The organism is Halorientalis brevis (assembly GCF_042678165.1).
Classification (GTDB): domain Archaea; phylum Halobacteriota; class Halobacteria; order Halobacteriales; family Haloarculaceae; genus Halorientalis; species Halorientalis brevis.
Genome location: NZ_JBHUDJ010000002.1, coordinates 32,458 through 55,239, shown reverse-complemented (window position 1 = coordinate 55,239; position 22,782 = coordinate 32,458). Strand labels below are relative to the sequence as shown.

The 22,782-nt window shown below is 66.6% G+C and carries 26 protein-coding genes; 7 read left to right on the top strand and 19 right to left on the bottom strand.

Features of this window, described 5'->3' with window-relative positions; genetic code table 11:
* Positions 1 to 109 precede the first annotated feature (109 nt).
* The gene (locus ACFR9U_RS03955; protein ID WP_247376512.1) at positions 110 to 1,042 is read left to right on the top strand and encodes a DUF726 domain-containing protein; all 933 of its coding nucleotides are present in this window, start codon (positions 110 to 112) and stop codon (positions 1,040 to 1,042) included.
* Between the two features lie 279 nt (positions 1,043 to 1,321).
* Positions 1,322 to 2,152 carry a DUF726 domain-containing protein gene (locus tag ACFR9U_RS03950; RefSeq protein ID WP_247376514.1) on the top strand — a complete coding sequence of 277 codons (831 nt, stop codon included), beginning with the start codon at positions 1,322 to 1,324 and terminating at the stop codon, positions 2,150 to 2,152.
* A gap of 35 nt (positions 2,153 to 2,187) precedes the next feature.
* Here ACFR9U_RS03950 and ACFR9U_RS03945 read toward each other — a convergent pair whose 3' ends face one another.
* From ACFR9U_RS03945 to hemB, 16 genes are all read right to left on the bottom strand, one after another.
* A complete protein-coding gene (locus tag ACFR9U_RS03945; RefSeq protein WP_247376516.1) occupies positions 2,188 to 2,622 on the bottom strand; it encodes a hypothetical protein in 435 nt (144 codons plus the stop codon).
* 54 nt (positions 2,623 to 2,676) lie between these two features.
* On the bottom strand, positions 2,677 to 3,525 hold the full coding sequence (locus ACFR9U_RS03940; protein ID WP_247376517.1) for a ribose-phosphate diphosphokinase: 849 nt from the start codon (positions 3,523 to 3,525) through the stop codon (positions 2,677 to 2,679).
* An 85-nt stretch (positions 3,526 to 3,610) separates the two neighbouring features.
* Positions 3,611 to 4,411, bottom strand: coding sequence for an HVO_0234 family beta-propeller protein (locus tag ACFR9U_RS03935; protein WP_247376519.1), 801 nt, complete (start codon positions 4,409 to 4,411; stop codon positions 3,611 to 3,613).
* Positions 4,412 to 4,452: 41 nt separating this feature from the next.
* On the bottom strand, positions 4,453 to 5,157 hold the full coding sequence (locus tag ACFR9U_RS03930) for a hypothetical protein (RefSeq protein ID WP_247376520.1): 705 nt from the start codon (positions 5,155 to 5,157) through the stop codon (positions 4,453 to 4,455).
* Between the two features lie 21 nt (positions 5,158 to 5,178).
* Positions 5,179 to 6,036, bottom strand: coding sequence for an ABC transporter permease (locus tag ACFR9U_RS03925; protein WP_247376522.1), 858 nt, complete (start codon positions 6,034 to 6,036; stop codon positions 5,179 to 5,181).
* The gene (locus tag ACFR9U_RS03920; RefSeq protein WP_247376524.1) at positions 6,033 to 6,983 is read right to left on the bottom strand and encodes an ABC transporter ATP-binding protein; all 951 of its coding nucleotides are present in this window, start codon (positions 6,981 to 6,983) and stop codon (positions 6,033 to 6,035) included. Before ACFR9U_RS03920 ends, ACFR9U_RS03925 begins: the two co-directional genes overlap by 4 nt.
* Before the next feature lie 154 nt (positions 6,984 to 7,137).
* Positions 7,138 to 8,478 carry a glutamate-1-semialdehyde 2,1-aminomutase gene (hemL, locus tag ACFR9U_RS03915; protein ID WP_247376525.1) on the bottom strand — a complete coding sequence of 447 codons (1,341 nt, stop codon included), beginning with the start codon at positions 8,476 to 8,478 and terminating at the stop codon, positions 7,138 to 7,140.
* Positions 8,479 to 8,531: 53 nt separating this feature from the next.
* Positions 8,532 to 8,657 carry a hypothetical protein gene (locus ACFR9U_RS03910; RefSeq protein WP_282594193.1) on the bottom strand — a complete coding sequence of 42 codons (126 nt, stop codon included), beginning with the start codon at positions 8,655 to 8,657 and terminating at the stop codon, positions 8,532 to 8,534.
* A 255-nt stretch (positions 8,658 to 8,912) separates the two neighbouring features.
* Positions 8,913 to 9,380 (bottom strand): HTH-type transcriptional regulator Lrp, encoded by a 468-nt coding sequence (gene lrp, locus ACFR9U_RS03905; RefSeq protein ID WP_247376527.1) that lies wholly within the window; start codon positions 9,378 to 9,380, stop codon positions 8,913 to 8,915.
* A gap of 10 nt (positions 9,381 to 9,390) precedes the next feature.
* A complete protein-coding gene (locus tag ACFR9U_RS03900; protein WP_282594194.1) occupies positions 9,391 to 9,744 on the bottom strand; it encodes a P-II family nitrogen regulator in 354 nt (117 codons plus the stop codon).
* The gene (locus ACFR9U_RS03895) at positions 9,741 to 11,150 is read right to left on the bottom strand and encodes an ammonium transporter (protein ID WP_247376529.1); all 1,410 of its coding nucleotides are present in this window, start codon (positions 11,148 to 11,150) and stop codon (positions 9,741 to 9,743) included. The genes ACFR9U_RS03900 and ACFR9U_RS03895 overlap by 4 nt, the downstream gene beginning before the upstream one ends.
* A gap of 477 nt (positions 11,151 to 11,627) precedes the next feature.
* Entirely contained in the window at positions 11,628 to 12,125 is a 498-nt protein-coding gene (locus ACFR9U_RS03890; protein WP_247376530.1) for a DUF7519 family protein, read from the bottom strand.
* Positions 12,122 to 13,405, bottom strand: a complete 1,284-nt coding sequence (locus ACFR9U_RS03885; protein ID WP_247376532.1) for a DUF58 domain-containing protein — start codon at positions 13,403 to 13,405, stop codon at positions 12,122 to 12,124. Before ACFR9U_RS03885 ends, ACFR9U_RS03890 begins: the two co-directional genes overlap by 4 nt.
* Positions 13,402 to 13,947, bottom strand: coding sequence for a DUF7269 family protein (locus ACFR9U_RS03880; protein ID WP_247376534.1), 546 nt, complete (start codon positions 13,945 to 13,947; stop codon positions 13,402 to 13,404). Before ACFR9U_RS03880 ends, ACFR9U_RS03885 begins: the two co-directional genes overlap by 4 nt.
* On the bottom strand, positions 13,948 to 14,610 hold the full coding sequence (locus tag ACFR9U_RS03875; RefSeq protein WP_247376536.1) for a DUF4129 domain-containing protein: 663 nt from the start codon (positions 14,608 to 14,610) through the stop codon (positions 13,948 to 13,950).
* 78 nt (positions 14,611 to 14,688) lie between these two features.
* A complete protein-coding gene (gene hemB / locus ACFR9U_RS03870; RefSeq protein WP_247376537.1) occupies positions 14,689 to 15,669 on the bottom strand; it encodes a porphobilinogen synthase in 981 nt (326 codons plus the stop codon).
* A 97-nt stretch (positions 15,670 to 15,766) separates the two neighbouring features.
* On the opposite strand from hemB, the gene ACFR9U_RS03865 reads away from it, so the two are divergent.
* The 4 genes from ACFR9U_RS03865 (at position 15,767) to ACFR9U_RS03850 (ending at position 17,930) form a co-directional block, all read left to right on the top strand.
* Positions 15,767 to 16,399 carry a DedA family protein gene (locus ACFR9U_RS03865; protein ID WP_247376539.1) on the top strand — a complete coding sequence of 211 codons (633 nt, stop codon included), beginning with the start codon at positions 15,767 to 15,769 and terminating at the stop codon, positions 16,397 to 16,399.
* Between the two features lie 69 nt (positions 16,400 to 16,468).
* Positions 16,469 to 17,134 carry a helix-turn-helix domain-containing protein gene (locus ACFR9U_RS03860; RefSeq protein ID WP_247376540.1) on the top strand — a complete coding sequence of 222 codons (666 nt, stop codon included), beginning with the start codon at positions 16,469 to 16,471 and terminating at the stop codon, positions 17,132 to 17,134.
* Positions 17,135 to 17,258: 124 nt separating this feature from the next.
* Complete coding sequence (locus ACFR9U_RS03855; protein ID WP_247376541.1) at positions 17,259 to 17,642, top strand: DUF7344 domain-containing protein; 384 nt, start codon at positions 17,259 to 17,261, stop codon at positions 17,640 to 17,642.
* 3 nt (positions 17,643 to 17,645) lie between these two features.
* Positions 17,646 to 17,930, top strand: coding sequence for a HalOD1 output domain-containing protein (locus ACFR9U_RS03850; RefSeq protein WP_247376542.1), 285 nt, complete (start codon positions 17,646 to 17,648; stop codon positions 17,928 to 17,930).
* 44 nt (positions 17,931 to 17,974) lie between these two features.
* Here the strand turns inward: ACFR9U_RS03850 and ACFR9U_RS03845 are convergent, their stop codons facing one another.
* The 3 genes from ACFR9U_RS03845 to ACFR9U_RS03835 all read right to left on the bottom strand — a co-directional run bounded on the left by ACFR9U_RS03845 (position 17,975) and on the right by ACFR9U_RS03835 (position 21,938).
* Complete coding sequence (locus ACFR9U_RS03845) at positions 17,975 to 18,121, bottom strand: hypothetical protein (RefSeq protein WP_379813807.1); 147 nt, start codon at positions 18,119 to 18,121, stop codon at positions 17,975 to 17,977.
* A complete protein-coding gene (locus ACFR9U_RS03840; protein ID WP_247376543.1) occupies positions 18,108 to 19,625 on the bottom strand; it encodes a hypothetical protein in 1,518 nt (505 codons plus the stop codon). The genes ACFR9U_RS03845 and ACFR9U_RS03840 overlap by 14 nt, the downstream gene beginning before the upstream one ends.
* A 114-nt stretch (positions 19,626 to 19,739) precedes the next feature.
* Positions 19,740 to 21,938, bottom strand: coding sequence for a heterodisulfide reductase-related iron-sulfur binding cluster (locus ACFR9U_RS03835; protein ID WP_247376544.1), 2,199 nt, complete (start codon positions 21,936 to 21,938; stop codon positions 19,740 to 19,742).
* A 163-nt stretch (positions 21,939 to 22,101) separates the two neighbouring features.
* On the opposite strand from ACFR9U_RS03835, the gene ACFR9U_RS03830 reads away from it, so the two are divergent.
* Entirely contained in the window at positions 22,102 to 22,704 is a 603-nt protein-coding gene (locus tag ACFR9U_RS03830) for a conditioned medium-induced protein 4 (RefSeq protein ID WP_247376545.1), read from the top strand.
* Positions 22,705 to 22,782: the final 78 nt, after the last annotated feature.

Sequence of the window (22,782 nt, the reverse complement as noted above, 5' to 3'; positions counted from 1 at the left end):
ATATTCGGGCCTATTTATAAACACGCCGCTAGTTTCAACCTATAGTATAAAAATTAAAAATATATAGCTAGCGAAAAATTACAATAGCTACCCTGTTGCTTGCAAGGACGTGAATCGCTCACACGAATCACGGGCTGGGAGCACAGACAACGATCAGAGCGCGACCGGTCGTCGCGGCTTCCTCAGGGGTGCCGCCACGGTGGGGACTACACTCGTCGGGTTCGGTGCCGCGACGGGTACTGCCGCGGCCGGCGGGAGCGACGGTGACTACGAGGCGCCACACGACTATCCGCTCATCAGTACGCGGGACCATTATGCGATCAACTGGTACGGCGACCCGTATCTGACGGACGGACACACCGCGACCGACTACGATACCGTCGGCGACTGGGACAAGTACGACGACGCCACCGAGATCTGCGTGTTCGTCCACGGCTGGAACGCCGACGACGGCAACGACGACGACATCGACTCGGCGTACACGTGCGAACTCGCCCTCGACCAGAACGGATACGACGCTTTCAACGTCGGATTCTCGTGGGATTCGGACAAGGGCGGCGGCATCGACCAGGGCTGGTACGAGGCCAAGGAGATCGCCCGGAACAACGGGCCGAAACTGGCGAACTGGATCACCGACACCGACCGTCCGGTCAGGCTCATCGGCCACTCGCTGGGGGCTCGCGTCGTCGGCAGCGCGCTGGAGACGTTAAACGAGTGGGGACGTCACGACGCCGTGCGGTCCGCCACCCTGCTCGGCGGTGCGATCGACGACGAAGACGTCGAACTGGACGACGAATACGGCACGGACATCAGGGACGTGGCCGGGCAGTTCGACAACTACTACAAAACCGACGACGACGTCCTCGCCTGGGCCTACTCGCTCGGTGAGTTCAACAGCGCCGTCGGCCGATACGGCATCCAGGACGAGGCGGACGCACCGGCCAACTACGAGGACCACGACGTGACGGACGTGGTCCCCGACCACGGCTCCTACTACGAACCGGGTGACGGCTGCATCCCGCAGGTGGTCTCGGAGTTCTAACAGCGGCCGCGCGGTTTGCAGCCGCTGGCCTTCGGCCAGGAGGACTCGCGTCCTCCGCGGTCCCGGCTGCTGCCATGACTCGAGATGATCCAACGCCCAGAAAACATAACATACTTTTATTATATATAGCTAGCGAAAAATTACATTTGGTTGCTTGTTACACGGTATCCTGTGACGCGAGACAGTCACACATCGGTTGGGGGAATTGGACGGGAAACTGCGGATTCGCTCAGCAGACGGCGGTTCTTGCGGGGGGCGTCGGTCGCCGTGGTGGGCACGATGGGGGTCGTGTCCGCCAGCGGCACTGCGGCTGCGGGTTCGTCGACCGCGAACGCGGACGCACCGAGCGACTATCCGCGGGTGACCACGCGAGACCACTTCGACGACGACGCGAATCTCGCCGACGGGGAGACGGCGTTCTCCTATCAGAAAGCCGGTGACTTCGCCGGAATCGGCGACGAGCCGCTGACGTTGTTCGTTCACGGCTGGATGAACAGCGAGGACGACGCGCTCGACGGCGCCTACGAGTGTCAGCTGGCGCTCGAAGCGAACGGCTACGGGGGCGACACCGCGGCGTTCTCCTGGGACTCCGACCAGGGCGACAGCCTCGATCTCGGCTGGGCCGACGCGAAGGACATCGCCGAGAAGAACGGGCCGAAACTGGCCAACTTCGTCACGGACTGGAACGCGAACGTCGGGACCGACGTCCGGCTGGTCGCACACTCGCTCGGGGCGCGCGTGACGATCTTCGCGATGGAGTCACTGGAGACCGACTTTGGTGCCGCCGACGCCGTCACCTCGGCGACGCTGCTGGGAGGTGCCGTCGCCGAGGACGCCGTGTCGCTCGACGCCGGCTGGTTCGACAGCGAGTACGGCGACCACATCGAGTACGCCGCCGAGCAGTTCGACAACTTCCACGACGACGGCGACCCGATTCTGGAGTACGTCTACGAGACGCGCGAGTGGGAGGACGCCGTCGGCGAGAAGGGCTGTGACGGACCGGAGCCGGACAACTACACCGACTTCGACGTGACGGACCAGGTCGACGCCCACGGCGACTACTACAAGCGTGACGTCGGCGTCGCCGATCAGATCGTCGCCCAGTGGTGACCACGCCACTGCGACGCCGCGGTCGCGAACGATCGCTAGCTGCGGAAGCTGACGGGCAAGGGCGACACGCCCCCCGCCCGGTAGACCACGTAGTACGCGATCGGATAGGACGAGAGAACGATCGTCGCTCGGGCGAGAGCGGTCAGGTCATCGCCGTTGGCTGCTGCAACCACCAGTAGCCCGAGCAGGGTGACGACGATCTGGACCAGCGCCGCGACGATGACGAAATCGGCCAGGCGGCTGATCGAACCGCCCTGGCGGACGAACGTCCGGGCCGTCGGTGCGGCCAGCAGCATCGACCCGACGACGATGACCGCAAGTGACGGCAGCGTCACCGACAGCAACACCCGCGCACACACGACCGACGGCTGGCCGTACACCAACAGGAACGCGGCGAACGCGAGCAGCAACTCACGACGCGGTGACTCCGGAATCGTCCGGCCCGCGATTCCCGCGGGATCCATGTCCATGGGAACGACTAACGCGCCCGATCGTCTTATAACGATGCTGCGCTCTCGCGGTGGTCAGAGCGCGTCGGCGACGACGGGGGCGACGCTCACCGCGCTGACGGGTCGTTCGATGGTGTCGGTGCCGTAGATGGTCTCGACGCCGGCCCGGGCGAGTTTCGTGTGCGCGTTGGCCGCCAGCATGGGGTGAACGCAGGTGACGAACACGCGGGCAGCACCGCGCTCGTCGAGGACGGCGACGGACTCGCTCATCGTCGAGCCGGTGGCGATGATGTCGTCGGTCAGAACGACGTCCCGGCCCGCCACGTCCGTGTCGCTGGGTTCGATCTCGACCTCGCTGCCCGACAGCCGCGTCTTCTCGAAGTAGTCCGTCTCGCCGCTTCCGTAGGCGTCCCGGACGGTGGCAGCGATGTCGATCGCGCCCTCGTCGGGCGAGCAGAAGACGGGATCGGTCAGGTCCGCAGGGAGCGGATCGGCCAGTCGCCCGGCGGCGTCGACGGTCTCGGCCGGGACGGTGAAGTGCTCGGTCACGTCCGGCTCGTGGGGGTTCACGGTGAGGACCCGATCCGTGCCGGTGCTGATGGCGCGGGCCATCGCACGGACCGACACCGGTTCACCTGGCTCGAAGGCGGCGTCCTGGCGGGCGTAGCCCATGTACGGCAGGACGGTGACGACCTCCTCGGCGCCGGCCTCGCGGACGGCGTCCTGAAGCTGGAGCAGCTCGACGTGTGCGTCGCTGGAGTCGGTCGACGCGACGACGACGGCCCGGTCGGCCGAGAAGTCCGGTACTTTCCCCATCAGTTCGCCGTCGGGGAACCGCTCGAACTCGACGTGCGCAAGCGGCTCGCCGGTCGCCTCGGCGAGCGCCGCCGCCAGCGACTGTGACGTGGACCCACTGACAATCATATCTGAGCCGTCTACACCCGGGGTAAAACCACTTTTTCTTCGCTCCGCGGTACGTAGCTCCCGCGAGACACCGCGCGCTGGCCCCTCAGGGCGCGACGGCCAGCCCTGCGACGTCGCGCAGTCCCAGCGCCCGATCGCGCCAGCCGTCGCCCACGTCCACCAGCACCGTTCCGTTCTCGGTGAGCGCGTAAGTGCCGGGTCCGTGCGCCAGTGCGACGACTGGCCCGTCTCGCGGAACCTCCCGCTCGGTCCACTCGCCGTCGACCTGTTCGTAGAGTGCGTCCACGGTCGCGGCGTGTGCCTGCGACTCGTCGCGGTCGACGGTCGTGAAGTCGCCGTCCCGCGCCTTCGCCCAGCCGGGACCCAGATAGTACAGGCCGTCGCCGGTCGCGGCTACCGGCGTCCCGCTCGTCGTCACGTCGCGCACGTCGTCTAGGCCGACGTGACTGAGTCCGTCGTCGTCGAGCCGGAACGCGCCGTCGCTGGCCGCGACCAGGTCGCCGTCGATCGCGCGGACCTCGCCGACCGTCCCCAGCTCCGTCCACTCGCCGTCGTCGTAGCGGGCGACGCGGCCGTCGTCGTCGCCGGCCAGGAGTGCGCCGTCGGTCAGTGCGACGGCACTCGCCGGGCCGAAGCCGGTCTCCCGGAACGTCTGGTCCGTCCGGTCCGCGACGAGTACGTCCTCGTCGGTGGCGACGACCAGGCGGTCGGCGTCGGTGGCGACGTCGGTGGCCGTACAGCGCCGGACCAGCGAGAACTCGCCGACGATGTCGTCCGACACCGAGACGACCGCCAGCCCGAGGCCGGTCGCGACGTACAGCTCTGTCACGCCCGATTTCGCGGCGTAGACGCGCTTCTCGTCGATGCTGATGTCCTCGTCGCTCATACTCGAAGCCCGGGCGGCCGCCGAGGAAAGGGTACCGACTCCTACGGTCGCGAGGTGAGATAGCCGCCGACGCCGATCGCGAGGACGCCCACGACGACCGAGAGGAGTCGCACGAGGTTCGACGAGGCGGTCAGCGGCGGCGGGCCGGTCCGCGTCTCCATCAGGTCGTAGCGCTCGATCTCTCGTCGCTGTTCCGCCAGTTGTTCCTGCCGTTCCTCGCTGGAGGGCGTCGGTTCGGTGGCCGGCGTCGCGGTCTCGTTACCGGCCGTGGCGGTGCCGTCTGCGGGCGTCGCTTCGGCCTGTTTGCGTTCGGCGCGCTCCTGGGCGCGTTCTGCCCGCTCACGGGCTTCCTCGGCGTGGTAGCTGGGTTCGTCGGCCGGCGGCAGGTCGGCGTCCGGCGGTCGTTCGATGGCGATCGTGCCGGGCCGTCGTTCGCTGGGGCCAGCGTCATCGTCCGAGTCCTGGTTCGTCACGTAATGGAAATCGTCGGGTGCACCCTGACCGAGCGGGACGGCGTACTGGCCGTGGTTTCTGAGTGCCCTGACGTACAGTTCCTGACCGCGCTCCGAGAGGTTCTCGTAGGCGACGACTCTGACGCCGTGTTCTTCGAGCTCCGTGCCGTTTGCGGTCGTTCCGGCGCCCGTGTTGTGGAAGTGCATGGCCTGGACCGGGGCCAGCGCGGGAGCGATGAGCAGGACGATACCGATGGCGACCAGCACGCGGGAAACCGAGATGTGTTGGATCATGGTTGGAGTGGAGTGGGCGGGTTATTCGAGATCGGTACGGTCGAATCGCAGGTAGCCGACGACGAGCGGGACCACCAGCCAGGCGGCGAAGACCAGCAGCGCGAACTCGTCGGAGAGGTACACCGGGAGATCGGTGGCTGTGTCCTCGCTGGCCCGCATGAACACCTGGCGCTGGAACGCCTCGGGAAACACGAGGTTCTGCGCCTTCCGGAAGGCGATGTACGGACTGGTGTAGGTGACGGCGTTGTAGAGGTCGGGGTTCGTCTCCATCCCAAGCATCGTGTGGTGGACCCACTGGACCAGCGTGCCGATCCGGATCGTCGGTACCACGTACAGTACGACCAGCACGAAGTACGAGCCGACGGCCGCGCCGATGGCTCGACTCCGCGACCCGATCGCCGCCGAGAGCGCGACGGCGACGCAGACGAACACCGCGCCGTACAGCAGCGACACGGCGAACAAGCCGAGCACGGTCCCGATCGGGAGCGTCCCGTGTCTGGTGACCGCGACGGACGTGGCCGCCACGAACACCAGCACCAGGCCGCTGCTGACGAGGGCGAGTCGACTGAGCAACTTCCCGAGGAAGACGTCGCGGCGCGTGTTCGGGAACCCCAGCAGGAACTTGATCCCGCCGCTCTCGCGCTGACCGGCGATCGACATGTAGCTGGCGACCAGGGCGATGATCGGCAACAGAATCCCCAGGACCATCCCGAGCGTCCTGAACAGGTTCTGGACCTGTTCTGCAGGCGGGAGCCGGTACCCCTGCGTGCCGAAGGCGATCAACGCGGCGAGCAGCGTGAACAGCGTCGCGGCCGTCCAGAGCGCCCGCGACCGACGAGCGCTCTTGAAGTCCTGTTTGGCGACGGTGAGGACGCTCATCGCGCCACCTCCGTCGCCGCCTCCTCGTTGCCTGCCGTCGAGCCGTCACGACCGCCGCCAGTGAGGTCGTTGAACAGCGATTCCAGGGAAACCGACTCAGAGAGGACGTCGCGCACCTGCGTCCGGGCTGCGACGTGCGTGACGACGTCGGCTTTCACGCTCGGGTCGGTGCAGGTGACCGTCAGCGTCCGGTCCTCGACGGTGACGTCGGTGACGCCGTCGAGGTCGGCGACGCCCAGCTCGGTCGGCGGCGTCGCACAGTCGAGCGTGATGGTCGCGGGGCCGCCGGCGTTCTCCCGGAGGCCCTCGATGGTGTCGACCGCTTCGAGCCTGCCGCCTTTCATCACGGCGACGCGGTCGCACACCGCTTCGACTTCGGCGAGGTGATGACTGGAGAAGAAGACGGTCGTGCCGTCGCTGGCCTGCTCGCGAATGATCTCGCGCATGTTCTGGATGCCGTTCGGGTCCAGCCCGGTCGAGGGTTCGTCGAGGATCAGCAGGTCGGGGTCGTCGACGAGCGCCATCGCGAACGCCAGGCGCTGTTGCATCCCTTTCGAGTAGTCGGCGGCCATCCGGTCGGCGTCGCCGGCCAACCCGACCAGTTCGAGCAACTCGTCGGGATCGTCGTCGGCGTTTTTCGACTCGATGGCCCAGTCGAGGTACTCCCGGCCGAGCAGCGGGTCCTCGAACCCGAAGCCTTCGGGCAGGACGCCGACGCGCCGGCGCACTGCGGCGGGATTCTCCTGGGCGTCGACGCCGAGCACCTCGATGTGCCCGCTCGTCGGCCGGATGAAATCCAGGAGCATGTTGATCGTCGTCGACTTCCCGGCGCCGTTCGGGCCGAGGAAGCCGAAAATCTCGCCTTCCTGCACCGAGAGGTCCAGATCCTCGACGGCGTGGAAGTCGCCGAACGTCTTCGTGAGGCCGGTGATGTCGATCGTCGCCACGGTCAGACCACCTCCGCTCTGCGAGTAGACTGGCAGTGGCTCAAGAGCGATGCTCGTCGGGGAGGGGCGGTGGACAGGGGACCGTCCATACCCAACCCCTCATACTCCGTACCGATTAGTTTTCTGATTAGTACTCGGGCGGGGAAGGAAGGCGCTACAGCGCGTTTTTGTACGCTTCGAGCGTCTCCTCGACGTCGTCTTCGGTGTGTGCGTACGTGACGAACTGGGACTCGTACTGGTTCTGTGAGAGGAACACGCCCTCCTCCTTCATCTTCGGCCAGAAGACCCGCCGCCAGCGGTCTGTCTCTCCCGCGGCCACGTCGCTCGCGTTCTTGGGACACAGTTCGTAGCGCGGACAGTCTTCGCGTTGCTCGCAGCCGCCCTCGCAGTGGTCATCGAAGGTGTCCGGACTCTCCCGCGTGAACACGAGCTTGAACATCCCCTCGGTGCCGGTGACGGTGTACTCGGGGGCCTGGTCCTGGACGATCTCCTGCAGGCCGGTCCGGAGCTGCTCGCCCAGGCCGTTGATGTGGTCGTACACGTCGTGTTCGGCGGCGTAGCGCAGGGATTCGAGCCCGGCGGCCATCGTCACGGGGTGGCCGGAGAAGGTGCCGGCCTGGAACACGTCGCCGGAGGGCGTGAACTGCTCCATGAGCCTGGCGGGCCCGCCGATCGCTCCCACGGGGAAGCCGCCGCCGATGAGCTTGCCGAACGTGGTCAGGTCCGGTTCGATGCCGAACTTGCCCTGGGCGCACTGGAGGCCGCCGACGCGGAAGCCGGTGATGACCTCGTCGAAGATCAACAGCGAGCCGTGGTCATCGGTGAGGTCGCGCAGCGTCTCGTGGTAGCCGTCGACGGGCCGGACGATGCCGTAGTTGGCGAGGATCGGCTCGACGAGGACGGCGGCGATCTCGTCGCCGTAGTCCTCGAACACCCTGTGCGCGGCCTCTTTGTCGTTGAACGGGATGGCGAGCGTCTCGTCGGCAAAGGACTGGGGAATGCCCGGACTCGACGGACTGGTGTCGTCGTACTCGCCGTCGACGAGGGTGGTCTCCTGGGCACCGTGGTAACCGCCCTGCATGACGACGATCTTGTCGCGACCCGTGTGCGCACGGGCCAGCCGGCAGGCCGAAACGGTCGCCTCGGTGCCGGAGTTGACGAACCGGACCATCTCGACGCTGGGGACGTGTCGGGCGACGAACTCGGCGTGTTCGACCTCGATCTCGGTGGGCATCCCGAACATCGGCCCGTCGGTGGCGCGGGACTGGATGGCCGCTTCGACGGGCTGTGGCAGGTCGTGGCCGTACAGCAGCGGGCCGAGGCCCATCACCCAGTCGACGTAGCGGTTGCCGTCGGCGTCGATGACGTGCCCGCCGTCACCGCGCTGGACGAACTGGGGATACGGTTCGATCGCGGCGCGGACCGCGGAGTTGACGCCACCGGGCATGACCGAGAGCGCTCGGTCGTACAGATCTCGCGACTGCTCGTGGTTCATACGCCGGCGTTGGAACCCCCTGCTAAAAGAACTGCCTCACTTCGCCCCCGCAGCTATTGCTCGCGCGCGATCGACGACAGGTAGTGGTCGGGGGCCAACAACTGCATTCCGTACACGTACTGCTGGTTGAACCGCCGCTCGATCTCCAGTTCGGTGACGTCGGGCACTTCGATCGGCATGACTGTACCGTCGTGAACGCACTCGTCGCTTATTTGTATGCGGCGTATTCTCGGAAACAACGTCGTCCAGTGCCAGAAACGGTCGACTTTTCAGTGGCGTGGCGCTCGGCCGTGTCGGCCAGCGAGCGCGGCTGTTCCCCGGTAGTGAGGTCCTACTCTCGTTCGACGAGTAGCCGGCGTCCGGTCGCTTCTACAAACTGGGACGACGGCCGAAAAACGCGGGCCGCTGGGGTCGCTGAACCGACCTCGCGGGCGTCAGGCTTCGCCGTTTTCGAGGTCGAGGGGGAACTGCTCGTACTCCCGGACGGTTTCCAGGACGACGTTGGTGTTCGTCGCCGTGATCTTGGGGTTCGTGAGCAGGTCTTTGATCTCGGTGTTCAGTTCGTCGGTGCTATCGAACTTCCCGATGGCGATGACGTCGTGGCTCCCGGTCACTTCGTAGACGCCGACCATCTGGTCGTGGTCGCGGAGGCGGTCGACGACGGGTGCGAGGCCGCTCCCCTTGACGCCGAGTCGGAACACGGCCGTCACGTCGTATCCGAGCGCGTCGTAGTCGACGGCCGGATGGTACGAGTCGACGATGCCGCGGTCTTCGAGCGCCGAGAGGCGTTTGGTGACTGTCGTCGCCGCGACGCCGGCTTCGGCGGCGATGTCGCGGGAACTGGCGCGGCCGTCTTTCAGTAGCGCATTCACGATACGCCGATCGGTGTCGTCGACGGTCATCGGCGGCTGGTCAGACCGCCTCGGGGCCGGTCTTGCCGGTCCGGATCTGGATGGCGTCGTCGACGTCGAGGACGAAGATCTTGCCGTCACCGGCGTCGCCCGTGTGGGCGGCCTCCTGGATCGCGTCGATCACGTCGTCGGCGGGGACGTCCGCGACGACGCACTCGACTTTGACCTTCTCGTGGAGGTCCACGACGTACTCCTCCCCGCGCCACTGCCCTTTCTTGACCGGCTGGCTGCCGCGACCGCGGACGTTGTTCACCGTCAGCGAGGGCGCGCCGACTTCCGCGAGCGCCTTCTTGACGGCGGTTAGCTTGCCCGGCCGGATGTACGCGACGACCATCTTGATCTCGTCGTCGCTCATTTCTCTTCACCTCCCAGCACGCGACCGCCGTCGGAACGGAGTTCCGACGAGGGTTGCCCTTCCGGCACGAAACCGCCGTCCGTGCTGACGCTGCTGTCGGGCACCGTCATCTCGTCGCCGTCGCTGAACTCGGGGTAGGTCTCGACGCCGTGCTCGGAGATGTCGAGGCCTTCGCGCTCGTGTTCGGGCGTGACCCGCATCTGGCCGAGGGCCTTCAGGACGCCGAACACCGTGGCCGTCGCGACGACCGTCCAGCCCGTGATGAGGGCGACGCCGGCGACCTGTGCGACGATCGCGCTCGTGCTGATCGCTCCGACCGAGAGGAACGGGTACGCGAGTGCACCGAGCATCCCGGCGCTGCCGTGGACGGGGAAGACGGCACACACGTCGTCGATCTTCAGGCGCTTCTCGACGAAGCCGAACACGATCGGGAGCTGGCCACCGGCCAGCAGGCCGACGACCATCGCGCCCCACCACGTCGCCGTGTCGGGGAACGCCGTGATGCCGACCAGGCCCGCGAGCAGGCCGTTTGCGACGTACAGCGTGTCGACTTTCCCGGTCTGGAGCAGCGACATCGCGCTCGCCCCGATGGCGCCCATCGCCATCGCGAGGGTCGTCGCCATGGCGACGCGGCCGACGTAGCTAAAGGCGCCGAGTTCGACGACGCCGGCGTCCGTGATCGTCAGCACCGAGGCCGCCGTCCCGACGTTGAACCCGTACCAGCCGAACGCCAGCACGAGGGTGCCCAGCACCGCGAAGGTGATCGAGTGGCCCGGGATGACGTTCGCCGAGCCGTCGGCGTTGTAGCGCTCCAGGCGGGGACCGAGCATCCACGCGGCCGTGAGGCCGGCGACGCCGCCCATGCCGTGGACGATCATGCCGCCCGCGAAGTCGTGGAAGCCGACGCCGGCGACGCTCGCCAGGAACCCACCGGCCCACGTCAGGCCGGTCACGACCGGGTAGATCACTGCCGCCAGCAGGATGGTGTAGGTCATGTACGCGCGGAGTTTCGCGCGGCCGGCGACCGCACCGGAGACGATGGTCGCCGCGGTCATCGCGAACACCGCACCGAACAGCCAGGACACCCAGCCGGCAGAGCCGGCCGTCAGCGCCCCGACGAGGCTGTACTCGCCGCCACCGCCGGTTATCGACCCGACCATACTGGAGACGCCGGCGCCGATGAGGAAGAACATCGTCACGCCGACGCTCCAGGTCAGCAGGTTCTTGGTCAACTGGTTCGCGACGTTCTTCGAGCGCACCTGCCCGGCTTCGAGCATCGCGAACCCGGCGTGCATGAAGAAGATCAGGAACGTCACGACCAGGACCCACAGCAGGTTGATCCCTTCGACCATCGCCTGAATCTCGGCGTCACTCAGCTGCAGGGGGACGAGGAACTCACCTACCATCCTGGGTCACCCCGTTCAGTTTTCGCGAACTCACCTGGGTGTTTGTACGTAATACAACCGAATTCTGAACCATTCGTTTGGTAGCTCACGGGAATAGGTCATGGAATACCACTACATAAGTGTTTGCTTGACATCCGTCATATTTTCAAGGATGGGGTAGACGATCGTCCAGATTACAATAGACTATTATCGATATAAGGTTGTATTCCGTCCAGTCTCTGGGCGTTCGTCAGGCCGTGTTTCGGACGTTTGTCTACCGGGGTCCGGCGTAATTTCCGAGAATCCTCTACTGCGCGCGGAAGCGTGCGTGTCTGGGCACTTATGGGCTGATCTAGATAGAATTCCGCTTCTAAATGCCGGAAACTGGTTGAACATCGGAAAAATATAGGGTGCTTTTTGACGCCTTGCCGGTTCGAGCGGAGGCCAGTTTGACAGTGTCGCATGGCGTCGCGAGATTCCCTGGGGGTCGATAACCGCTCAGGCACCGTCGGTTCGGGTCGAGCCGAGCAACTGGGCAGTCAACACTACGGCACCGCCGAGGACGAGCGTCGTCCCGAGTGGCGAAGGATCGACGGTGATTGCCCTGGGGACCAGCGCGATCCCGACGACACCGGTTCCGACGAGGGTCGTCCCGGCGACGTGGACCAGTTCGAGTCGGCGTGTGCGCGTCCCGCCGTCGAACGCCGACTGAAGTTCGGTCGCCGTCTGGCCCGCCGTCCAGGCCACGAGCACGGCCCCGCTCGCACCGACGAGCGACGGCCCACTGACCCCGCTGACGCCGGCTGCGACGACGGCGAGGAACAGACCGACGGCCCCGAGCGTGACGACCGATCGCGACCCCGCGTAGCAGCCGGCGGCCAGCCCACACAGCCCGGCGACCCCGAGGAGCGTCGCGAGTCCGCCTACTGCGACGAGAACGAAGCCGACCGCCCCGCTGCCGACCGCACACGCGCCGGCCACGCGGCCGGGTGTCACACCGACCACCTCGCGGTCGCGAGGGTCCGCCGGAGGTCCTCGCTCGGGTCCCAGTCGACGACCGGAATCCCGGCCGCACGGAGGCGCCGGAGACGCACTCGTCGCTCCAGTCGGGCGAGTTGCTGCCCCGCAGACTCGGTCGCCGTCGGGTCCGGGCTCAGGACTGTCACGGTCGTTCCGGTCGCGTCGAGTCGCCGTATCAGGTCCACGACGCCGTCGTCACAGGCCGGCATCAGCAGGACGACTGTCGCATGGGGCGGCAGGCGGTCGCGGAGCCATGCCCCGGGCTCGGGCTCACCGCCGTCGGCCGACAGCGCGGGCGGACGTGCCGATAACAGCTCTCTGGCACGGTGTTCGTGCGCCGCGCCCCGACCGGGCGCCAGCCACGCCCGTTCGGGGCCGAGCGTCGCGATTCCGACCCGATGCCCCTCGCCGAGTAAGCCGCCGAACAGGGGCGCGGCCGCCGCCTGCGCTCGCTCGATGGCTGTCTTTTCGTTCGGTGTGGGTGCCAGAGCGGCCGCCGACCGCGTGTCGACGACCAGAACCACTTCCAGAGACCGCTCTTCGTGGAACTCGATCGTCGCCAGTTCGCCGGTCCTGGCCCGTCGCCGCCAGTCGATGCGGCTGACCGAATCCCCCCGGTTGTACTCTCGAACTGACCGGAAGGTCAGCCCCGGCCCGGCCCTGTCGGTGGTGTGCTGGCCCGCGTACCGCGCTGCAGTGGTAGGGAGCGACGGCACGTTTCCCTCCGAGACCGACGGGTGGCGACCTACGGCGTCGTCGCCGGTCACCGCGACCTGGACGCGACGTTCGACGACGCCGGTCACGTCGCGGCCGATCGCCGTCGCTGGTCGGAACTCCTGGCGACCGTGACCCGCCTCCACCTCGTAGCGCAGCGTCGTCGCCGCCCCGGGTCTGAGCGCCGTCCCGACGCTTGCCGCCCCGTCGACGACGCGCAGCGTGGGCGGAACGCCGTCGACGAACCGAAGCTCTGGAACCGTGCGCTCGCCGACGTTCTGGATCGTGAGCGTGACGGTCACGTCGTCGCCCTGCTCCGGGTCATCCTCGCTGACCGTCCGCGAGACCGACAGCGAGATGGGTGGCGGCGAGACGACCCGGACGTATGCCAGCAGGCTGACGCCGGCCGCGCTGACGAACAGCAGCGCCGGCGTCCGCGTCATCAGCGCGAACGCACTCGCCAGCAACGTCGCGGCGCCGATTCCACGCCAGCGGTCGGTTCGCTGGACGCCGGTCGCCGATGTCTCCACCGCCGCGTTCATCCGCTCTCGTCCTCCCGAATGACCGCCAGTTCGTCGACGACGCGTCGCGCTCGCCGAGCGGCGGTCGGCTCACCGGTCAGCACTGTCCGGACTCGATCCCTGAGCGAGGCCGGGTCGCGCCTGAAGAAGGCGGTCGCCTGCGGATCGTCGGTCCACTCCCCTTCTTTCAGCCGGGCACGGGCCGTGTCCCGTGACCAGTCCCGTCGCTCGACCAGTACTCCCAGTGCCACGGCTTCGAGTCGAGCGTGCAGGGCATCTCGGTCGGCCCCGTCGCCAGCAGAGAGGTTTGCAAGTTGGTGATCGAACCCGTCGCCTGGCGTCCGGACCCCCGGGCGCCCGTCCGGCGTCGGCAGTCGTCCCGACGCCGTGCTGGTGACGGACCGCTCCAGTCCGGTCAGGACGCCTGCACCGAGCGCGACCACAGCGACTGCGGCGAGGACGAACAGCGTCCACCCCGATCCCGCGACCGAGAGCGGCGTCACCGTGAGCAGGAGTCCCGCACCGATCATCGAGATCCCGACTGCCAGCAGCACGCGCCCCATTCACCTCTCACCTCCGTCGTCGAGTCGCTCGGCGGCGTCTCGTGCCTGCTGTTCCCGCGTCTCGGTCGGGGCCGCGTCGCCGTAGCGAACCTGATCGAACAGCTCGGTGAGACGCTCGACCGCCGCGGCGTCGAGGCCGGCGTCGACCGCCCGTCTGGCGTACTCTCGCGTCGTCGTCGTCTCGGGGTCTGCCACGTCCACGCGCTCGACCAGCTGCTGCCAGGCGCGATACACGTCGTTGGTCACCGCCGCGTCCGGCACCTCCCAGTCGGTCGCACCTGCTCGGTCCGGCCCGAGGGCCAGTTCGGCCTCCGACTCCGCGCGTTCGGCCTCGTCGACCACTGTCCCGTCCTGTCGGAGAGCCACGATGCCCATCCCGATGACGATGAGGCCCGCGAGGCCGAGCAGGAGCGTCCCGTCGAGGCCGGGAAGGAACCCTTCGACGAGCGACCGCACGTCGAGGGTTCCACAGTCCGCACAGCCGCCGCCACCGCTGTCTTTCGTCTGGACGGCACCCGCAGTGTCGTTTTTTCGCTCCGTCTCTCCGCCGGGCGAATCGACCGACAGCGAGGGCGAGACGTCGGCAAGGGCGGCCGCTCCGACCCCGAAAGCGACCGCTGCAGAGAGGGCGGCCAGGGCGGCAACCAGTGCAGTTCGGTCCACGCCCGTCGTTACCACGGGCAATCATTTCAATCGACGGCGACGGTTTCTGGCTCAGAAACCGAACGAAACCGCTGTCAGTTACAGCCTGTCCGCCACGTCTTCGGCGAAGTAGGTGAGAATCAGATCCGCCCCGGCGCGCTTGATCGACAGCAGCGACTCGTAGGCGGCTGCCTCAAGATCGAGCCAGCCCTTCTCGGCGGCGGCGTGGAGCATCGCGTACTCGCCGCTGACGTTGTAGGCCGCGACGGGGTGGTCGTACTCCTCGCGGATCGCGCTGACGACGTCGAGGTACGGGAGCGCTGGTTTCACCATCAGCACGTCGGCACCCTGCTCGACGTCGAGCGCCACCTCACGCATCGCCTCGCGCGCGTTGGCGGGGTCCATCTGGTAGTGGCGTCGGTCGCCGAACGCCGGCGCGCCGTCGGCGGCGTCCCGGAACGGCCCGTAGAAGGCGCTCTCGTACTTCGCGGCGTAGCTCATGATGGGCACGTCCGTGAACCCGTCCGCATCGAGTGCCTCGCGGATGGCGCCGACCATCCCGTCCATCATCCCGCTGGGTGCGACCATCTCCGCGCCGGCTTCGGCGTGAGAGGTGGCGATTTTCCCCAGCAGGTCGAGGGTCTCGTCGTTCCTGACGGTGAGCTCGGGCTCCTCGGCTGCCGTGTCTTCGAGCAGGCCGCAGTGGCCGTGGTCGGTGTACTCGCAGAGACAGACGTCGGTGATGACGTACGCGTCGGTCTCGGCGGTGATCGCGCGGACAGCGCGCTGGACGACGCCGTCGTCGGCCCAGGCGCGGGTGCCCTGGTCGTCCTTCGCGTCGGGGATGCCGAAGACGACGACCGCCTCGACGCCGGTCTCGCGAATCTCTTCGACGCGGGTGACGGCCTCGTCGACGGGGACGCGCTCGTGGCCGGGCATCGACTCGATGGGCCGGCGCTCGTCGGTGGTCGCGTCGACGAACACCGGCGCGATGAGGTCGCTGGCCGAGAGGTCGACCTCGCTGACGAGCGACCGGATGCCGTCGCGACGGAGCCGTCGCGGGCGGTGCGTGAGGTCCATACCCGGTGGTATCGCCGGTGTGCGCAAAAACCCACTGTTCACCATCGTTCCACCTGTCTCACAAGACCTTTATTCGTCGTCGGCGACGCACTAAGTAATGTCGTCGGAGGTCACCGCCAACAGTCCCGTCCGTCAGTTCCTGTCGGACTACGGCCCCTTCATCCTCGCCGGCATCGCGCTGGTGCTGGCGATCGCCGGCATCACGCTGGCGATGGTCGGCGACGCGGCGGCGACCCAGCAGTGGCTCGACCAGTACGGCCTCGCTGCGCTGTTTTTCATCCTCATCCTCGAGGGCGCGATGTTGCTGTACTTCGCGCCGAGCGAGAGCCTCATTCCGATCACCGTGTTGTTCGTGATGGACTCCGTGCCCGGGTACGCCGCAGCGATCCTCGTGTCGGTCGTCGGCGCGACCATCGGCCAGTTCTGTCTGTTCCAGCTCGCGAAGCGCGGCGGCCGAGAGTACCTCCTCCAGAAGCCGTGGTTCCGCGTCAGCGAGACCGCCCTCGATCGCTTCGACAGCTGGTTCGATCGCTGGGGACGCGTCGTCGTTCCGGTCAGCAACGCCCTCCTCTTTACGCGGGGCATGCTGACGGTCCCGGCCGGTCTCGCGGAGATGCGCGACTGGGAGTTCCTGGCGCTCTCGGCACTAGGCTCGCTCGTCTTCCAGACGTGGCTCGCGATCTTCGCGCTGTACTTCGTCGAGTATCTCCCCGATTCGGTCCCGGTCTGAGGGGACTCGGAAACAAAGTCGCTTCCAGGCCGCTACGAACGGTTTTGGATCGGCCGTCGTACAAGCCGTATGAGCGTTATCGCGGAGTTTACCATCGAGGCTGAAGAGTTCCTCCTGGGACAGCTCGTCGCAGCCCATCCGTCGGTCACCGTCGAGCTCGAACGCGTGGTGCCCGCGGCCAGACGCGTGATGCCGTACGTCTGGGGGTACGGCGAGGAGCTCGACGCCTTCGAGAACCACCTCTCGGCCGACGAGGCCGTCAGGCGCTTCGAGACCCTCGACCGACTCGACGGGAGTGCCCTGTACAAGATCGAGTGGGAGGAACCGACCGAGGAACTCGTCACCGGCATCGCCGAGACCGACGCGACGATTCTGGAAGCACACGGGGCAGACGAGTGGCGCTTCCGGATCCGCTTCCCGAGTCACGAGGGCCTGTCCGAGTTCCATACCTTCTGCCGAACCCACGGCATTCAGTATCTGCTTACCCGGGTGTATGCACTTCCTGACCCGGTCTCGGACCGCCCCTACGGACTGACCGACGCCCAGTACGACACGCTCACGCAAGCCGTCGAACGCGGCTATTTCGCCGTCCCTCGGCGAGTGACGTTCGCCGAACTCGCGTCCGAACTCGACATCTCCGAACAGGCGGTCTCCGAGCGGGTCCGGCGCGGTGCCAACGCGGTTCTCACTCGGGTCCTGCTCGACGAACCGCCCCGACGAGCGGAACGTGACTGAACCCGTCCCTGTCTACGATGCAATTATCACCGGAACGGTCGGCTGTCAGGTCGCGTTTGGGGATAATTAAACGCCATGACTGCTCATGCAGTCGAGTGATGCTCCGGGCGCCGGTATGTGAGGCATGGATTCAGCATCCGATGCCCGTCGTCTCGACGAGCGAGCAGTAACGGACGCGCTCTTCGACTCGCTCGCCAACGGCACCCGCCGCCGCGTCCTCCGATACCTCGACGCCGTCGGCGGGACGACGCCCCTTCCGCAACTCGTCAGCGCCCTCGCTAGCGAGGAGTCGTCCCGGTCGCTCGACGCTGAGCCACGGCCCCGGGACGACCGGATTCGCCTCTCGCTCCGCCACGTCCACCTCCCGAAACTCCAGGCTGCCGGCCTGATCGAGTGGGAGGACGACTGTGTCGCGCTCTCCGCAACGGCGACGGCGTTGCCGCTCTCGCGCCCGCTCCCCCGCGGCTTGCTCTACGAGTCGTTCACCGACGGCCGAACGCGGGTGTGACGGATGGCGACGCTCGCGTTCGACCCCGCCGCCCGCGATATGCCCAGCGTTGCCGTCGTCCAGGCGGTCGCGGCCGAAATCGACGCGAAAATCGACGATTTGGAGTGTACGCTCGAGGACGTGATCGACCCGAAGGCACTGAACGGGCTGTTCGCTCCGACGGCCGCCGGGATACCACGCACGCCGGGCGACGCCACCGTCGAGTTTCTGTTCTGTGACTGTACCGTGACGATCTACAGTGAGGGCTCGGTCGTCGTCACCAGGCGACCGGCTGCGACCGATCGGTAGGAAGCGTCAGGCGACCGTCTCCGCCCGAGGCCGTGCGACGGGCGCTATTTACCGCTCGTTTTCAGTTCGTTCTGGCGCTGGCGGATGATCTGGGCGATCTCCTCGTAGTTGCTGATGCCGCCGAAGGTCATTCCGTTGACTGCGAGCACGCTGAGCCCTGGGATACTGCCGGTCCGCTCAGAGGTAGCCAAACAGCGGCATCGCCAGCCCGGCGAGCCAGCCGGCGACTCCGACGAGGAGGAGGCCGCCGCCCCGCTCGTCGATGCGGGTCGCACCGGCGGCGATCAGTCCGAGCGCCACCGCCAGTCCGATCCGGTGGAGCGCGAGCTGGACCGGGATCGACGTGATCCCGAGGCCGCCGAAGTCGAGGACGAACGCGCCGCCGAGGCCGACCACGGTAAAGCCCAGCGCCGGCAGTGCGCCGATCGGCGGCCCGAGCCAGCGGGCGATCCGCTGGAGCCGCGTGAACCGACTGGTCGCCCCGAACGGCTGGGCGAACACGAACGCGACGATGGGTAACCCGACGGCGATCGCCGGGTAGAGTACGACGATGTACGTCCGCGGGTCCAGTTCGGGGTTCACCGACTCCAGCAAGATGGCCGCGCTTCTGACGCCCAGGTACTGGCCCGCGAGCACCGTCGCGAGGACGATCCCGCGCACGTTCTCGCGCAGCCACCCGAGGACGAGGCGACCGTCCCGCCGTAGCTCCCGTCGCGTCTCCGTCGAGACGAACCCGAACAGGAGCACTACGGCCAGGCCTGGGCCGAGGACGATCTCCGAGAGCCACCCGTCGTTCCAGCCGCCGTTGACGCCGTAATACTCTCGGCGGACGTCCGTCACGTAGGGCTGTTCGAGGAAGTCCGATTCGAGCGCGTGCCGCGAGTCGCGGATGTCCGTCACAGTGTGGCGCAGGCGGAACCAGTCCCAGTACTCCTGGTGGATCTGGATCGCCGTCCAGTCGGTCGCCGGCACCGTGTACGCGCGGATGTGGTGCCGACTCCCGAAGTAGTCGCCCGCGTGGATCTGGTAGGACTCGTCGAGCCAGCCCGCCTGGCCGCCCTGCGGTCGGGCGTCGACGTACGAGTAGCGGGTCGACCCGTGGGCGTCGTTCCAGGTGATCGCCGCGTCGTCGATCCGGATCGACTGGACCTCGGTGGTGTTCCCTCCGCTGGTACCGTTGGTCGCGTTCGACTCGGCGCCCGCCCCCGTCTGGGTAGCCGGCGTACTCACCGTCCCCCGCGCACTCCCGTTGGCGTCGGTCTGCTCACCGGTGCCCGTAACCGTCCGGGCCGGTGTCGTCGGGTTCCCTTCCGCCTCCGCTGGCTGGGCGGTTGAACTGTTCGTCTCGTTGCCCGCCGGCACCGTCTCGTTCCGTGGCCGCTGCGTGCTGTTGTTCGTCGGAACGGTGAGTTCCCAGTCGAGCGTGGTTTGCTCGGTGAGGACCGTCTTCACCCGCTCGTCGTCGCCGTGAATGACGAGGTTGATCGCGAGCGTCCGTCCGGACGTCGCCTTCCGACGGGACGTGTACGGCCAGAGGTAGCTGCCGTTCGCCACGGGCTGGACGAGTTTGGCGTCGCTCATGTCGCGCTCCGTCGGTGTTGGATTCGCGGTCGGGAGACCGAGGCCACCGGCGGCGACGTAGCTGATGCTGAACGCGACGAACCCAATCACGATGAGCTGGCGACGACTGACCACTGTGTTCCTCGCTGTTCGTCTCAGGACGTAAATTGGTTTGCCGCGGTCGGTCCAATCGCAGTCCGCGAATTCGTAGCGTCGAAAAGGGAAGGAGAACGCGTCCGTCCGAACCGATCAGTCGTCTGCGGGTGCCGCGTCGGTGCTGGCGCTCGAGCCCGCGGTCACGCCCTTGGACTCGACTGCTTCGACCAGCAGTTCGGCGACGTCGACGATCTCGATGTCGTCCTCGAAGCCGCCGGTCTTGCGACCGTCCTCGTACATCGTCATGCACATCGGGCAGGCGACGACGAACTTCTCGACGGCGTTGCCGGCGTCGGTGTCTTCGAGTGCTTCGCGGAGGCGGTCCTCGCTGGGCTTCTGTTCCTCATCGAGTTCCATCCAGAGCCCACCGCCGCCACCGCCACAACAGAACGAGTCGTCGCGGTTGCGCGGCATCTCGTGGAGGTCACACCCGGTCGCCCGGACGAGTTCGCGCGGCGCTTCGTACTCGTCGTTGTACCGACCGAGGTGACACGGGTCGTGGTAGGTGACCGTGTAGTCCAGTTCCGTCCCGTTGAGACCGAGTTTGCCGTCGGTGACCATCTCCTCGACGGCCTGGGTCCAGTGGTAGACGTCGACGTCGCCGTCGTCGTTCCAGAAGCCCTCGTACTCGAAGGGCATCATCGGGTCGTCGGCGAACTCGTCGAAGTCGACCTCGGGGTACTCGTTTTTGAACGTGTTGTAGGAGTGTGGGTCCGTACAGACGATCTTCTCGAACTCGCAGTCCTCCCAGGTCTCGACGTGGTGGCCCGCGAGTTCGACGTAGAGGAACTCCTCGCCGAGACGACGGATGTCGTTGCCGTCGTACTTCTCGTCGTCGAAGAGGATGCCGAAGGAGACGTCGGCCTCCTTGAACAGCTTCGCGAGCGAGCGGGCGACCTGCTTGTTGCGGTCGTCGTAGCTCGGGTAGTCGCCGACGTACCAGAGGTACTCGACTTCCTCCTCGCGGGCGTCCGTGATGTCGAACTCGAGGTCGTCGGCCCAGTCGCCGCGATTGCGCTGGGAGTCGCCGAACGTGTTGCCCTTCTGCATGAGGTTCTGGAAGACGTCCTGGACGCTGGGCTGGAGTTCGCCCTCGTCGGTGAGCTGGCGGTTCAGCCGGGTGAACGTCTTCAGGTGCTCGATCTCGACCGGGCAGGCGTCCATGCAGGCCATGCAGGCCATGCAGGACTCCATCGTCTCTGCCTGGATCACCGCGTCGTCGCTGTCGGCGACGATGTCTTTCTCGTCGCCGCCGTTCTCGACGTGCTCGCGGTAGTTCTTCAGGTCGAGGATGACGTCACGCGGTGAGAGATTGCGCCCGGAGTTGTTAGCCGGACACACCGACGTACACCGGCCGCACTTGGTACAGGCGTCCTGGTCGAGCTTCTCCTTCCAGGAGAAGTCGTCGATGGAGTTCGCGCCCGTGTCGGCGTCCAGGTCCGCGGGGATGCCTGGCAGGCGCTTGCCGGCTTTCTCGTCGCGCGTGACGACGTTCGCGAACGAGGAGATCATGTGGAACGGCTTGGCGTACGGGATCGACGCGATGAAGACGAACGCGATCAGTGCGTGGGACCACCAGGAGATGGGATAGACGAACAGCGCCGCTTCCTGGTCGACGCCGACTGCGGTGAGGACGTCGGCGACGAACCAGCCGACGAAGCTCACGGTCTCGAAGCTCGGGAAGTCCATCGCGACGATGCGGATGCCTTCCTGAACGAAGCCGCCGACGCCAAGCAGGAACAGCGACCAGATGAACAGGTCGTCTTCGAGACTGCTGTTCGGCCCCCAGAGGCGCTCTTTCCGGATGGCGTAGCGCCGGTACAGCGCGATGCCGATCCCGACCACAAAGAGGAGACCCATGAAGTCCATCACGAGCGAGTACGACAGGTAGAAGTCGCCCTTGAAGATGGAGTAGCTCTGCCCGGTCAGGAGCTTCCCACCCTTCTCCAGGATGTCCATGTCGATGGCGAGGATGGTCGTCCCGATCAGCAGGGTCAGGAAGCCCCACATGATAAAGGAGTGCATCAGGCCGCCGACCAGGTCGCGGTCGAACTGTTTCTCGTTCGTCGCGACGATCTTCGCGGCGCTGACGACCCGCTCACCGAGGTTGTCCAGACGCTCGAACCAGTCTTCGCTGCCGTCCGTATAGCGGTTGAACCGTCGATAAACGCCCCACAGGAACACTGCGACTGTGACTGCTGCGAGGTAATAGAAAACTACCTCTCCGACGTGGCCGATCCGCCACATCGTCGGACGCGTGATCGGTTCCCCCGCCTGCAACGGGAATACCATATTTTATCACCGTGGTTCCTTCGCGCTTAAGTCTTGCCAACCAGTAGATGAACATCGTTGAGAAACGGCAAACGAGTTGTTCCTCTGGCCGATACCGGTCGGCTCTGAATTGACACGTTCCCCAATAGGTTTATGGTGTCACACCCACCCTTACACGGTCACCATGGACGAAAAAACCGAGGAGCTTCGGGACCTCTTCATGGACGTCACGGACGAGGCCACCGTGACCGAATCTCAGTCCGACGAGCGGGGGTCACTCGCCGAAACCGACGAGGGTGCGATCGACGACCGCCTCAGCGCCGTCGTCGAGCGGATGCGCGACCGCTACGAGTTCGACACCGAACTCCCGACCGAGGCGCTCACGCAGGTGGTGCGGGGCTTTTACGATGGGGACGACGACGCGACCATCGCCAGCACCATCGACGCCGATCCGAACACGGTGTTTCGCGCCCGCATGGACCTCCACCTGCTGGACGACGCCGACACGGACTTCCCGTTCGAGTTCGCTGCCCTTCGGGAACACCGCGACGGCGACCCCGACGTTCCCGACCTCGCCGAGTCACTCGACACCGACCCCGCAACCGTCGCCCGCGCGTTGCGCGTCGTGACCACCCAGGAGCAGATCCGCCGCGTCAGCCACCGCTTCCAGAGCGAGTTCGAGGACGCTATTCCAGACGCCGCCCTCTCCGTCCACCTCACCGAATCAGCGAAGGAGGACGGTCTCGACGAGGCCGCCGAGGACATCGAGACGAACACGCAATTCTAAGACCACTTTTTTACAGCACGGGGGTTTCCTCGACCCCTTCGGGGTCTGCGGGAACCCTCGTCTGCAAAAACCTGGACT

Excerpts from the sequence above, each read along its gene's own strand:
- ACFR9U_RS03950 (WP_247376514.1), top strand. The coding sequence starts at position 1,322 with ATGGGGGTCGTGTCCGCCAGCGGCACTGCGGCTGCGGGTTCGTCGACC.
- ACFR9U_RS03945 (WP_247376516.1), bottom strand. The coding sequence starts at position 2,622 with ATGGACATGGATCCCGCGGGAATCGCGGGCCGGACGATTCCGGAGTCA.
- ACFR9U_RS03940 (WP_247376517.1), bottom strand. The coding sequence starts at position 3,525 with ATGATTGTCAGTGGGTCCACGTCACAGTCGCTGGCGGCGGCGCTCGCC.
- ACFR9U_RS03935 (WP_247376519.1), bottom strand. The coding sequence starts at position 4,411 with ATGAGCGACGAGGACATCAGCATCGACGAGAAGCGCGTCTACGCCGCG.
- ACFR9U_RS03930 (WP_247376520.1), bottom strand. The coding sequence starts at position 5,157 with ATGATCCAACACATCTCGGTTTCCCGCGTGCTGGTCGCCATCGGTATC.
- ACFR9U_RS03925 (WP_247376522.1), bottom strand. The coding sequence starts at position 6,036 with ATGAGCGTCCTCACCGTCGCCAAACAGGACTTCAAGAGCGCTCGTCGG.
- hemL (WP_247376525.1), bottom strand. The coding sequence starts at position 8,478 with ATGAACCACGAGCAGTCGCGAGATCTGTACGACCGAGCGCTCTCGGTC.
- ACFR9U_RS03910 (WP_282594193.1), bottom strand. The coding sequence starts at position 8,657 with ATGCCGATCGAAGTGCCCGACGTCACCGAACTGGAGATCGAGCGGCGG.
- lrp (WP_247376527.1), bottom strand. The coding sequence starts at position 9,380 with ATGACCGTCGACGACACCGATCGGCGTATCGTGAATGCGCTACTGAAA.
- ACFR9U_RS03900 (WP_282594194.1), bottom strand. The coding sequence starts at position 9,744 with ATGAGCGACGACGAGATCAAGATGGTCGTCGCGTACATCCGGCCGGGC.
- ACFR9U_RS03895 (WP_247376529.1), bottom strand. The coding sequence starts at position 11,150 with ATGGTAGGTGAGTTCCTCGTCCCCCTGCAGCTGAGTGACGCCGAGATT.
- ACFR9U_RS03885 (WP_247376532.1), bottom strand. The coding sequence starts at position 13,405 with ATGAACGCGGCGGTGGAGACATCGGCGACCGGCGTCCAGCGAACCGAC.
- ACFR9U_RS03880 (WP_247376534.1), bottom strand. The coding sequence starts at position 13,947 with ATGGGGCGCGTGCTGCTGGCAGTCGGGATCTCGATGATCGGTGCGGGA.
- hemB (WP_247376537.1), bottom strand. The coding sequence starts at position 15,669 with ATGGACCTCACGCACCGCCCGCGACGGCTCCGTCGCGACGGCATCCGG.
- ACFR9U_RS03865 (WP_247376539.1), top strand. The coding sequence starts at position 15,767 with ATGTCGTCGGAGGTCACCGCCAACAGTCCCGTCCGTCAGTTCCTGTCG.
- ACFR9U_RS03860 (WP_247376540.1), top strand. The coding sequence starts at position 16,469 with ATGAGCGTTATCGCGGAGTTTACCATCGAGGCTGAAGAGTTCCTCCTG.
- ACFR9U_RS03855 (WP_247376541.1), top strand. The coding sequence starts at position 17,259 with ATGGATTCAGCATCCGATGCCCGTCGTCTCGACGAGCGAGCAGTAACG.
- ACFR9U_RS03850 (WP_247376542.1), top strand. The coding sequence starts at position 17,646 with ATGGCGACGCTCGCGTTCGACCCCGCCGCCCGCGATATGCCCAGCGTT.
- ACFR9U_RS03835 (WP_247376544.1), bottom strand. The coding sequence starts at position 21,938 with ATGGTATTCCCGTTGCAGGCGGGGGAACCGATCACGCGTCCGACGATG.
- ACFR9U_RS03830 (WP_247376545.1), top strand. The coding sequence starts at position 22,102 with ATGGACGAAAAAACCGAGGAGCTTCGGGACCTCTTCATGGACGTCACG.